Annotated in this window: 9 protein-coding genes and 1 pseudogene; 9 read left to right on the plus strand and 1 reads right to left on the minus strand. The window is 52.6% G+C overall.

Annotation, left to right across the window (positions count from 1 at the left end; translation table 11 throughout):
* Positions 1 to 143 precede the first annotated feature (143 nt).
* Positions 144 to 1,232, minus strand: a complete 1,089-nt coding sequence (locus tag ACYVK4_RS06935) for a hypothetical protein (RefSeq protein ID WP_461126765.1) — start codon at positions 1,230 to 1,232, stop codon at positions 144 to 146.
* Between the two features lie 333 nt (positions 1,233 to 1,565).
* Between ACYVK4_RS06935 and ACYVK4_RS06940 the strand changes: the two genes are divergently transcribed.
* From ACYVK4_RS06940 to ACYVK4_RS06980, 9 genes and pseudogenes are all read left to right on the plus strand, one after another.
* Positions 1,566 to 2,444: a Ppx/GppA phosphatase family protein gene (locus ACYVK4_RS06940; RefSeq protein ID WP_461126766.1), complete on the plus strand. Its 879-nt coding sequence runs from the start codon at positions 1,566 to 1,568 to the stop codon at positions 2,442 to 2,444.
* Positions 2,445 to 3,182: 738 nt separating this feature from the next.
* Positions 3,183 to 3,647 (plus strand): annotated as a pseudogene (locus ACYVK4_RS06945) (GNAT family N-acetyltransferase); the annotation flags it as partial.
* A gap of 182 nt (positions 3,648 to 3,829) precedes the next feature.
* Entirely contained in the window at positions 3,830 to 4,741 is a 912-nt protein-coding gene (locus tag ACYVK4_RS06950; RefSeq protein ID WP_461126767.1) for a hypothetical protein, read from the plus strand.
* 111 nt (positions 4,742 to 4,852) lie between these two features.
* Positions 4,853 to 5,869 carry a UDP-N-acetylglucosamine 4,6-dehydratase (inverting) gene (gene pseB / locus ACYVK4_RS06955; protein ID WP_461126768.1) on the plus strand — a complete coding sequence of 339 codons (1,017 nt, stop codon included), beginning with the start codon at positions 4,853 to 4,855 and terminating at the stop codon, positions 5,867 to 5,869.
* Positions 5,870 to 5,928: 59 nt separating this feature from the next.
* Positions 5,929 to 7,101, plus strand: a complete 1,173-nt coding sequence (gene pseC, locus ACYVK4_RS06960) for a UDP-4-amino-4,6-dideoxy-N-acetyl-beta-L-altrosamine transaminase (protein ID WP_461126769.1) — start codon at positions 5,929 to 5,931, stop codon at positions 7,099 to 7,101.
* Positions 7,102 to 7,169: 68 nt separating this feature from the next.
* Positions 7,170 to 8,930, plus strand: coding sequence for a pseudaminic acid cytidylyltransferase (gene pseF / locus ACYVK4_RS06965; protein WP_461126770.1), 1,761 nt, complete (start codon positions 7,170 to 7,172; stop codon positions 8,928 to 8,930).
* A 31-nt stretch (positions 8,931 to 8,961) separates the two neighbouring features.
* On the plus strand, positions 8,962 to 9,498 hold the full coding sequence (locus tag ACYVK4_RS06970) for a GNAT family N-acetyltransferase (protein ID WP_461126771.1): 537 nt from the start codon (positions 8,962 to 8,964) through the stop codon (positions 9,496 to 9,498).
* A complete protein-coding gene (pseI, locus tag ACYVK4_RS06975) occupies positions 9,495 to 10,556 on the plus strand; it encodes a pseudaminic acid synthase (RefSeq protein ID WP_461126772.1) in 1,062 nt (353 codons plus the stop codon). The genes ACYVK4_RS06970 and pseI overlap by 4 nt, the downstream gene beginning before the upstream one ends.
* Positions 10,557 to 10,646: 90 nt before the next feature.
* The gene (locus ACYVK4_RS06980; protein ID WP_461126773.1) at positions 10,647 to 12,146 is read left to right on the plus strand and encodes a lipopolysaccharide biosynthesis protein; all 1,500 of its coding nucleotides are present in this window, start codon (positions 10,647 to 10,649) and stop codon (positions 12,144 to 12,146) included.
* Positions 12,147 to 12,182: the final 36 nt, after the last annotated feature.

A 12,182-nucleotide genomic window follows, 5' to 3' on the forward strand; every position in this document is an offset into this window, starting at 1 on the left:
CGAGACCCAAAGTAACGGTTTTTTTAGCAAATCTAACATTAGAACCAAGGTCAGTTAGTTTTCGGTCAGCCATAAAAATGGAGTTGCCATGAAAAATTAACGTGTTTCCTGGTTAATAACCCAGCGGCATAAGCACGTATGCTTCACAAGGCAGCGTCTTTCTGGCCGGGCTTTACGGGTAAATCTTCGGCTAGTTTTTCCGCTACCTGTTTATAAGAATCCGCGTTGGGGTGCATTCCATCGTAGGCCGCTTTCCAGGAAAACAGCGTTGAATAATCAACGACTTTCAACTGCGCCTGCTCAAACGCTTTCCGCAATTCAGGTGCCATCGGATAGGCCGGAAAAATAACGACGTAGAAGTTGTCATTGCCGAACTGCTGTCGGTATAATTCCTCTGATTTCTTGACAATAGATACAAATCGCTGGTATTGCCCGTCACTGTAGAAGCGGGGGAAATTTATCTTAAAAAGATTAATGATATTGCTTTTATACATCCCCTGGATGAGCTTGACCAGAACGGGGTGCTTTTGCGCATAGGTACTCTCTACGGTCAAGGTAGCCGGGTTAACATAAGGCCAGAACCCCCGGGAGTTCGATACCCATTTGGTACTGGGAGCTACCCGCGCCAGGTGGTCCTCTATGTAGGTATAAATGGCTATTCCTGTTTTCTCGGCGACCTCTTTTCGCATGTTTACCGACTGCTGAAGCGCCAGCATATGGGCTGGCGAAAAGCCCGATACACCGTAGTTATAAGGCCGGTATCCGGTTTGTTTCCCAAAAAAATAGGGCAGTGTGCTGGAGTCGGCAACGGATTCGCCATACGTGAAGGAGCAACCCAGAAACAGGGCGTATTTCCCTACTGCCCGACGGCTGTCAAAGGGCGTCACCCGGCGGGATAAGCTGTCGATGTGGTACATGATCGAAACGGCTTTATCCATCGGGCCCGGTTTAATTTTTTCCAGTCCGGTTTCTTTTACGGGATAAGCCGTTTCATACTGGCCGGGCGCGGGCCTGACAATGCCCAGGTTTTCGTTTCGGACCAGTGTCAGCGTGTTGGTTGCCGGTGAAGGACTATGGCCACCCTTTTTTTCTGTAGCTGTAGCAGCTGGCTTTTGGGCGCTATCTTTCCAATGCAGTATAATGCCAGACACCCATTCGAGAAGTAGCCAGCCGACAACGAAGGTTACCAATGATAGCAGACTTCCTTTGACCCATACTTTACTGTACAGCATAAAACGAATTCACTAAACCTGTTTTGTCGTGGGGAGATGGCTCGTAAACAACCTGTAGACGGGTAACCCTATTTTGACACTACTTGTAACGTGAATCTATTCGTGTTAGCGCGCCTTAAATAAATTTATGAGGTAACGGTCCCTTGTAACCCGATCAAAAATTTTGTCAGTTGATTCCATCATTGATGCTTTCTCGCCCTTTGGAACCTGACACCGTCTTCATGTATGAAAAACCGGAGAGCGGGTTCTGCCCGTCAGTCGAAAATAGACAGTAGAGTTTATCTTGTACAGCAAAAAAATTACCTTTGGCCCCTTCACAAAGCTCTATAGACATTGAAACTGGCAGCTATTGACATCGGTTCGAACGCAGCCCGTCTACAAATTTCGACGGTATTGCATAATGATAACCTGGTTAGCTTTAAGCGGGTTGAATACGTTCGGTTTCCCCTTCGACTGGGTCACGACGTGTTCAATTTCGGTGCCTTAACCCCCGAAAGCGAAGCCCGGACAACCAAGCTTATGCAAGCCTATAAACTATTAATGGAACTGCATGAGGTAGAAGGATACATGGCTTGTGCTACGTCGGCCATGCGGGAATCAACCAATGGCCAGGAAGTGGCTAAACGGATAGAAGCCCTGACGGGTATCAAAATTCATATCATTGACGGCCGGAAAGAAGCTGAATTGATCAATGACGTGGTCGTTCATGCCTTAGATGACCGGCAGTATCTTCACATCGATGTGGGTGGCGGCAGCACCGAACTCAACGTTTATGTGAATCGGCAGAAGATCAACTCCAAATCGTTTAAAATTGGCTCTGTCCGTTTGCTGGAAGGGAAAGAGCACAAAGGGGCCTGGCGCAAGATTGAGGATTGGGTAGAAGATAACATCGACTCTTCGCAGGAAGTTACGGCGGTGGGTACCGGCGGCAACATCAGCAAGCTCTTTAACCTGGCCTCAAAAATTTCGGAAACCGAAACGAGCCGCTCCGAAATTGAACGCATTCGCGATTTCATTGCGGGGTTCAGTCAGGAAGACCGGATCAATAAACTCCGCCTGAACGCAGACCGGGCCGACGTGATCGTTCCGGCCGCTGACATCTACATTTCTGTAATGAAATGGGCAGGAGCCAACAAGATTATTGTCCCCGACCTGGGGCTGAAAGACGGTATTATTCAGTTGGTATACGCCCAGGTGAATAAACGTAAGTAAGATCGATCCCTCTCTGAAATTCATCATCGTTTTACGGGAAAGCCGTGTGATTATAAGCCAGCAAGCTTGATAATCACACGGCTTTTTCGGTAGGCACCCCTACGTTTTAACACAGATATGGGTTTACCGATGAATGCACTGACAATAGATCTGGCGCAATCGCAGCGGGTGTTTCTCATGTTGCTCTCCTGATCACGAAAGAAGCCCCTGAGCTGAACCGGATAAAAACGGTCTGGCCAGACAGTCATCCTCTTTGTATTTCCCCTTTTCGACTGGTAATGACTTAACTCATCGCGTTCATAGACGCAGGCTGTTACTTTCTCCATAGCTAAGTCGTCTGGAGAACTCCCATGCGTATACGAAATGACCCGACACACGTTTTTATGGCAAGACAGTCCACAGTACACGGCTGTTCCTCGCTTTTGCCAGCCCGGTTTCCTCTTCAACGAACCCCCGCACCTGTATCAGCAGAACGACGGCAGGGTCTCTGTTCTTTCGGCGATTAACGGGGAAACCCAACAAGCGGATGTACGCTACGCGTTCTTTGTTCAGGATGGTCAGGCCGTTAGCCCGCTGGCTGCTCCGTTCGGCTCCATCGAATTTTCGGAAAGCGTTTCCGATACGGTTCTCAGTGCCTTTGTACACACATTGACAGAAGCCGTCCGCGGTGCAGGAGCCAGGGCCCTTACGTTGGTCAATTACCCTACCTGCTATGCTCCCCAACAAACAGAGCAATTGATGCGGGTATTGGCGAAACATGGCTTTCACGTGACCGAAAGCCATCCGAACTTCTTTCTGCCCATCCACAAACAACCCTTTGTCAGCCAACTTATTCCGGCGGAGCGCCGACGGCTGCGTAAGTGCCGCGACGCGGGTTTTGTATTCACTCACGGGCAAACACTCAGTAGCCAGTCAGTTGTTGACTTCATTCGGCACACCCGCTGTCAGTTAGGCTACCCGCTAACGATCCAGCCTGAGCGGTTAATCAACCTGCTCACCAGATTTCAGGATTCTTTTTCTGTTTTTACCGTTCATGATGGCACCCAACTGGCCGCGTTAACGGTAACAGTACGGGTGCGGCACGACATTTTATACAACTTACTTCCCGCATCGGCTTCGGCCTATCGCTCCTTTAGCCCGATGGTCATGCTGGTCGACGGCCTGTTTAGTTACTGTCAGCAGGAAAACATCAGGCTTCTGGATTTAGGGGTGTCGCTCGATGCGAACGGGCAACCGAAACCGAGCCTCATGCGTTTTAAGCGTAACCTGGGTTCCAGGGAGTCATCTAAGTTGACCTTCGGGAAGGCGCTGTAAGTCGGGCATGACCATGTGCTGTTTTTTTCGTTGTTTTGTAGAAAAAAGGCATCCCGTCAGATGCCGGGTACATGATCGAAGCTGGTTTTAATTCCATTAGTCAATTTCTGAGCGATTTAGTTGCGTCGCTGGTATCGTTGCTCAAAGTGGCGATTCGCGGTCGGCATACGACCCGCCTTCCCAACCGGCAGCTTCCCACCTGTTCGGTACTGGGCAACGGCCCATCGCTCAACGAGTCACTGGCCGAGCAGTTCGATTTTATTCAACAAACCGAGATCGTGTGCGTCAATAACTTCGCGCATGCCGACGTTTTTCTGCGGCTGCGTCCTCAGAATTACGTCATTTCCGACCCGAATTACTTTGTCTTCACCGAGCAAACCACCGACCGCGATGATATCCGAAAAACCTTGTCCATTTTTCAGGAGCGGGTCGACTGGCCCATGACGTTATACGTCCCGCACTTTGCCAAAGGCTCGTATCTGATGGCAAAAATTGAACAGAGCAATCCACAGATCAAGGCGGTTTATTTCAACTACACCGTTGTTCGCGGCTTTAGGGGGTTCACCTTCTGGCTGTATGCAAAAGGGCTGGGAATGCCTCAGGCACAGACCGTTATCATTTCGGCCCTGACCCTGATGATCAATCGAACGTTCGACACCATTTACCTGTACGGGGCCGACACCTCCTGGCACGAACAAATACGACTGAACGACCAGAACCAACTGCTGATCAAACAGATCCATTTCTACGACAAACCGAAAGATGTGACGCACCAGCCCGTGTATTCCGATGCCCAACGGCAGCGCACCTTTTCGATGGCCTCGCAGTTCTTATCTTTACATAAGGTCTTTCGGGGTTACGAAGTTTTGCGCGACTATGCTGACTATCGTAGGGTTCGGATCATTAATGCCAGTGCCAAGAGCTACATCGACGCCTTCGAACGACAACAGGTAGTTAGTAAGTCGGTAAGCGGCTCCGCCTAAGTCGGTCAGTCAGTAAGTGGCTGACGCACGAGTATTGTCTTCATGCGCCAGCCACTTACCGACTTATTGACTTACCGACTTACTAACTACACCAACTTTTACTTTAACACGATGCTTGATTTAACGAATAAATCCATTTTAATTACCGGTGGTACCGGCTCCTTCGGCAAAAAATTTGTCGAGATGGTTTACCAGCGCTATCCGAACATCAAACGCCTGGTCATCTACTCGCGGGATGAGCTGAAGCAGTTTGAAATGTCGCAGTATTATCCGCAATCGAAATATAAATCCATCCGATTCTTTATTGGCGATGTGCGCGATGGCGACCGGCTCAAGCGGGCCTGCGAAGGGGTTGATATTATTGTGCATGCTGCGGCCCTGAAACAGGTTCCTGCCGCCGAATACAACCCGATGGAGTGCATTAAAACAAACGTTTTCGGAGCCGAGAATGTGATTAATGCCGCCCTGGACAACGGCGTTCAGCGGGTGGTGGCGTTGTCGACAGATAAAGCGGCAGCACCGATCAACCTCTACGGCGCCACCAAACTGTGCTCCGATAAACTGTTTGTTGCCGCCAACAACATGAAAGGCAGCCGCAATTTGCAGTTCTCGGTGGTGCGGTACGGCAACGTTATTGGCTCCCGGGGGTCGGTGGTTCCGTTCTTCCTGGAAAAACGCAAAGACGGCGTTCTGCCCATCACCCACCCCGACATGACGCGTTTCAACATCTCCCTCGAAGAGGGCGTTGAGATGGTTTTCCATGCCCTCGAACACGCCTGGGGCGGTGAAATTTTTGTCCCGAAGATTCCCTCCTACCGCATCACCGACGTGGCTACGGCCATTGGCCCCAACTGCGAACAGAAGCTGGTCGGTATTCGTCCGGGCGAGAAACTGCACGAGGAGATGATTACCGAAACCGACTCGCTCAATACAGTCGAGACGGACAAGTACTATGTCATCACCCCCTCCACGCCTACCTGGGATGTGGACGATTACATGAAAGCCTTCAACGGGCGGCAGGTAGAAATGGGATTCAAATACAATTCCGGCACCAACACCGACTGGCTCACCATCGAACAACTCCGCGACCAGATTCGGGAACACGTTGACCCGGCCTTTTCGGCGTAGTGCGGGTGGAAACCCGCTTTCTTGCAATGACCAATGGCGGGTTTCCACCCGCACTACCTATGAATCAACCCATCCCCTACGGTCGTCAGCATATTACGGACGAAGATATTGCGGCTGTTGCCGATGTGCTGCGTGGGCCTTTCCTGACGCAGGGACCACATATTGGCGCGTTTGAGACGGCATTTGCCAGCTATATCGGTTGTCAATACGCCGTAGCAGTGGCGAACGGAACAGCCGCGCTGCACTTGTGCTGCATGGCCCTGGGCGTAACTGAAGGCACCCGCGTTATCACCACGCCCATTACGTTCTCGGCGTCGGCTAACTGCGTTCGGTATTGCGGGGGCGACGTTTACTTTGCCGATGTTGACCCACAGACCGCCCTGCTTGATATAAACGCCGTTCGGACGCTGATCGAACAGCACCCCAAAGGCTATTTCTCGGGTATTATTCCAGTCGATTTCGGAGGCTACCCCGTCGATTTTGCGGCTTTCCGCGAACTGGCGGATGCACACGGTTTGTGGCTGCTGGAAGACAGTTGCCATTCGCCGGGTGGGTCGTTCGTTGATACTAAAGGGGTTGAGCACCGTTGTGGCGATGGTTCACTGGCCGACCTGGCAATCTTCAGCTTTCACCCCGTAAAACACATTGCGGCTGGCGAAGGGGGCATGATCACCACCAACGACGAAGCCCTGTACAAACACTTGCTCAGACTCCGCACGCACGGCATTACCAATAAACCAGCCGACTTCACGGAGCCCTATCCCGGCGAACCCGAGCGCGGGGGCTGGTATATGGAGCTACAGGAGCTGGGCTATAACTACCGCCTGACCGACATGCAGGCGGCTTTGGGCAACAGCCAGTTAGGACGCGCCGATGCCATGCTGGCCCATCGGCAGGAAATTGCCAAACGATACGATGACGCCTTTGCCGGAACAGCGGTGACCACTATCGTACCGCCCGCTGGCATTAGCCATGCTTATCACCTTTACGTCGTTCAGGTGGCCAATCGAAAGGGGCTGTACGACTTTTTGCGTACCCGCAACATCATGGCGCAGGTTCACTACATACCGGTCCATCTGATGCCCTACTACCGGCAATTCGGCTGGAAACCCGGCGACTTCCCCAATGCCGAAGCCTATTATGCCCATTGCCTGAGCCTGCCCATGTTCCCGACCCTGACGGACGACGAACAGACGTATGTCATTGACTCGGTACTTGAGTTTTGTCGTTAATCAGGTTCGCACAGGCTCCGGCTGTGCATTACTAATTCGTACAGCCGGAGCCTGTGCGGGTTTCCTTTATGAGCAGTGTAGCCATCATCACCGCACGGGGCGGCAGCAAGCGGATTCCGCGCAAGAACATCCGTCCGTTTCTGGGCAAACCCATTATCGCCTATGTCATCGACGCGGCTCTGCAATCGGGCCTGTTCGACGAGGTGATGGTGTCGACCGACGATGACGAGATTGGGGCCATTGCCCGGCAGTACGGCGCGTCGGTCCCGTTTCTGCGCCAGGCGGCAACCGCCGATGACCATGCCACAACGGCTCAGGTACTGGAGGAGGTATTGGCCCAATACGCCCGGCAGGGGCAGACGTTCAACTATGCCTGCTGCCTCTACCCTACTGCTCCTTTTGTGACAGCCGACCTGCTGCAACGTGCCTTCTCGACCCTGACCGAAAAGCAGTTCGACACGGTATACCCGATACAGGCGTTTAGCTTCCCAATTCAACGGGCGGTGTCGCTTCGGGAATCAAAAGTGCAGTGGTTTCAGCCCGAACATGCGCTGACCCGCTCGCAGGATCTGGAACCGGCTTACCACGATGCCGGGCAGTTCTACTTCTTTCAGACAGCCGCTTTTCATCAGGGCAAGCGCCTGATTACCGACAATTCGGGGGGTATCGTCATTTCCGAAATGGATGCCCACGACATTGACACCGAAACGGACTGGCAAGTGGCAGAGTTGAAGTTTGAGTTAAGTAAGCATAAGAAAGCATTAGGAGCAACTCCTCACTCCTCGCTCCCCGCTCCTAATACTAAACTTTTCTTCCGTGCGGATGGCGACGCCCAAATCGGGATGGGTCATGTGATGCGGTGCCTGGCGCTGGCCGACATGCTGCGGGGCGAGTGCGCCATGCAGTTTGCCATAACGGAGCCGACAACAACAGTCCGTGAGTTGATCGAGGCCGCGGGCTTGTCGGTTAACGTACTCCCGAAATCCGACCCGGCAGCCGCTTTTCTAGCCATCATCCAACCAAATCAAATTGTAGTGCTGGATGGGTATTCGTTTGATGAATCGTTTCAGCAATCAGTGCGTGACAAGGCAAACAAACTGGTTTTTATTGATGACTTGCTGACGGGACATCAGGTTGCCGATGTCGTGATCAATCATGCCGGTGGGGTTATGAAAACCGATTACGAAGCCGAGGAGTATACGCAGTTTTGCCTGGGTCCGCCCTACGCCCTATTGCGACCTGAGTTCTTAAATCCGGCTGGTTTTGGTGCACCTCCTGCCGACGGTCCTGTTTTTGTAAGCCTGGGCGGTGCCGATCCCAACAATACATCATTAACGGTGCTGGAAGCCATTCGGCAGGTCGACGCCACCTTGCCGGTCCATATCGTACTTGGGCCATTTCACCCAAATCCAGCCTCTATCCACAACTTTCGGAGTCAGCTTCCAAATCTGACGATTTTACAAAATCAGCATGCGTCGCAAATGGTTGATGAACTGGCCGCATGTCGCCTGGCTATCACCGCCTGCAGCACGATTGCCTACGAAGTCTGCGCCATCAACCGACCATTGATCACCATCGTTACCGCCGATAACCAGGCCCGGCTGGCGCAATTTCTATCGGAAGAAAAACTAGCCTTATCCGTTAATTTTCCAACCTTACTAACACGCCTGACACCCGTGCTGGCCCTGGACCAGATGCTGAAGCTGGCCATTCAGGGTTTCCAGTTCTCGCCCGAAACGGTATCGGAATCGTTAGTGAACCAGCGTCGTTTTTTTGATGGTCGCTCGCCGGAGCGGTTTCGCGTGCTTTTTCGCCAATTAAGTGCGTAATTCGATTCGTCAAGACGTTCCTCCAACGGCCATGCTTACCTATCGAACTGCCCAACCCGCCGACGCCCGGCTTTATTTCGACTGGGCCAACGACCCCGACACCCGGCGGCAGTCGTTCAACTCTACCCCTATTTCGCTGGAGACGCACACCGGTTGGTTTACCCGCAAACTGGCCGACCCGAATGCGTTGTTGCTCGTCTTCGCCAACGAAACGGGGCAGCCCGTTGGTCAGGTACGGTTTGAACGAACTCCCGTAGCCGATATGCCTGACGAAATTATCATTGGCCTGTCCGTCGATGCCCGACACCGGGGCAAGGGTCTGGCCAGCCAGCTCATCACAATGGGGTGTGCCGCCTGCCGCAAACAGTGGGGTGCCGTAACGATCCATGCTTACATTAAAGCCGAGAATCAGGCATCGGTACGCGCCTTCGAACGGGCCGGTTTCAGATTGTCGGGCGAAAGCGGTAAATTTGGCGTTTCCGGTCGGGCTACGTCCGGTCGGAGCGCACCAGAACAGGTCGCGTCCGGTTATGAAAAGCCGAGTTTGCTTTATATCAACAGTCAATGAACAGTAACCAACCGATACAGGTTGCCCACTATACCATCAGTCCGGCACATCGGCCCTTTGTGATCGCCGAAATGTCGGGTAACCACAACCAGTCGCTGGAGCGGGCCCTGGAAATTGTGGATGCCGTTGCCGATGCCGGTGCCCACGCGCTCAAACTCCAGACCTACACGCCGGATACCATTACGTTCAACGGGGCTTCCGAGGAGTTTTACATTCGGGACGCCAAATCGCTCTGGGCCGACAAAAATCTATATAAATTATATCAGGACGCCTACACGCCCTGGGACTGGCACAAGCCTATTTTCGATCACGCCAAAAAACGCGGCATGATTGCGTTCAGCTCGCCCTTCGATACTACGGCGGTCGATTTTCTGGAGTCGCTCGACGTGCCGCTATATAAGATTGCTTCCTTCGAGAACACCGATCACATCCTGCTCAAAAAAGTAGCACAAACGGGCAAGCCAGTCATCATGAGTACGGGCGTAGCCTCCGTGGCCGACCTCGACGAATCGGTGAAGGTGCTCCGGGCGAATGGCTGCAAAGACCTGATTCTGCTCAAGTGTACCAGCACCTACCCCGCCACACCCGAAAGTACCAACCTGAACACCATTCCGCACATGCGGCAGTTGTTCGACGTGCCTGTTGGCCTTTCTGACCATACGATGGGAATTGGCGCGGCTGTGGCCGCTGTTGCGTTGGGGGCCGTTGTGCTGGAAAAACACGTAACCCTGCGCCGGGCCGATGGCGGTGTCGACTCCGCTTTCTCGCTGGAACCCGACGAACTGAAAAACCTTGTTATCGAAACCGAGCGGGCGCATCTAGCCATGGGACAGGTCAGTTACACCCTTACGCCCAAAGAAGAAAAGAGCCTGCAATTCAAACGCTCCCTATACGTAGTGCGCGACGTAGCCGCGGGTGAGCCCTTCACGCCCGACAACGTTCGCAGCATCCGCCCGGCCAACGGCCTGCATACCCGCTATTACGACGACATCCTCGGCAAAACTGCCACCACCAACATCCCCGCCGGTACCGCACTGGCGTGGAACCTTATAAATTAATATTGAATGAGTGAATGAGCGAATGAGTGAATACCGGCTGGTCATTCTTTATTCGCTCATTCACTCATTCGCTCATTCACAATTCATTACGTGGGTATTATAAAACGGCAAACCATCCAGAGCTCGATTTACGCCTATGTAGGTGTAGCCGTTGGCTTTCTAACGCAGGGAATCTGGTTTCCGCATCTCTTCAGCACGCAACAGGTTGGTTTGCTAACCCTGCTGATTTCGCTGGCGCTGGTCTTGTCGCAGGCGTCAAATCTGGGGCTGAACGGGGCTGGGGGCCGCTACTTCCCCTACTTCCGAAACGCCGAACAGCAGCACAACGGATTTCTTTTTATTGCCTGCCTGACTACCCTTGCCGGTTTCGGCCTGTGTGTGCTGGGCCTGTGGGTGGCGCGGCCCTGGATTGTTGAGTACTATCAGCAGCAGTCAGCCCTGTTTGTTCAGTATTACTACCTGCTCATTCCCCTGACGCTGTTTACAGTCTATTTTACCGTTTTCGACAATTACGCCCGCTTACTGTATGACCCGGTTACGGGAATGATGCTGCAGCAGTTTGTGCAACGGCTGTTAGTTACCCTTGCCGGTGGCTTGTACTGGCTCGGCTGGGTCACATTTCCGCAATTTCTGGGCGTTTGGCTGCTGGCGTTTTTCATTCCGCTGGTGTTCATGGTCATCAGCGTGGCCCGTGCTCAAGCCTTGTTCTTCAGTCGCAAGTTTGTGTCGATCGATGCCGAACTGCGCCGAAACATGATGCGCTATGCCGGGTTGACGCTCACTTCCGCCCTGTCGACCCAGATCGTCTGGACCATTGACAAGGTAATGATCAACAGTACACAGGGGCTGGGCGACACGGGTATTTATGGAACAGCCGCTAACTTCGGCTCAGTCATCGCTGTTCCGGCCATGGCCCTCTATAAAGTTTCAGGTACCCTAATCGCGGAGTCGTGGAAAACGAATGATCTGAAAAATATTGCCAGTATTTATCGCAAAAGCTGTCTGAATCAATTGATTGCCGGTTGTCTGGTTTTCATAGGCGTTGCGGCTAACCTGCCCAGTGTTTTCCAATTTCTGCCGCCCAGCTATTCGGCGGGCTATTACGTAATTTTGTGGCTTGGTCTGGGTAAACTGATCGATATGGCAACGGGGGTGAATGGCATTATTCTGAACACATCGCGCTATTATGCCTATGACTCCTTCTTTTTTGTTGCGCTGGTTTTCATTACCATAACCGCAAACCTATATCTGATCCCCAGGTTTGGCATTAACGGGGCCGCTATAGGAGCTGCGCTGGCAACATTGCTGTTTAACCTCGCCCGGACGCTGTTCGTTGGGTTTGCCTTTAAGATGCAGCCGTTCACCTGGCGAAATCTGGTGGTAGTCGTTTTAGGACTTGCTGTATGGTGGGTATCCGTACAACTACCTTATCCCAACACCGAGGCACCCAAATGGCGCTTCGTCCTCGATATCGCCTGGCGGTCAACGTTGATCAGTATATTGTTCGGGGGAGCCGTAGTAGCGCTGAAACTATCGTCAGACATCAACCAGACGGTAGACGGGCTGAAGAAACGATTTATAAACAAATGAAAATTAGGCCACAGAGAGGCACGGAGATTACACCGC

Source organism: Spirosoma aerophilum (assembly GCF_054782495.1).

Coding starts and splice junctions, on each gene's coding strand:
- pseF (WP_461126770.1), top strand. CDS start 7,170: ATGAGCAGTGTAGCCATCATCACCGCACGGGGCGGCAGCAAGCGGATT.
- ACYVK4_RS06970 (WP_461126771.1), top strand. CDS start 8,962: ATGCTTACCTATCGAACTGCCCAACCCGCCGACGCCCGGCTTTATTTC.
- pseI (WP_461126772.1), top strand. CDS start 9,495: ATGAACAGTAACCAACCGATACAGGTTGCCCACTATACCATCAGTCCG.
- ACYVK4_RS06950 (WP_461126767.1), top strand. CDS start 3,830: ATGATCGAAGCTGGTTTTAATTCCATTAGTCAATTTCTGAGCGATTTA.
- pseC (WP_461126769.1), top strand. CDS start 5,929: ATGAATCAACCCATCCCCTACGGTCGTCAGCATATTACGGACGAAGAT.
- pseB (WP_461126768.1), top strand. CDS start 4,853: ATGCTTGATTTAACGAATAAATCCATTTTAATTACCGGTGGTACCGGC.
- ACYVK4_RS06935 (WP_461126765.1), bottom strand. CDS start 1,232: ATGCTGTACAGTAAAGTATGGGTCAAAGGAAGTCTGCTATCATTGGTA.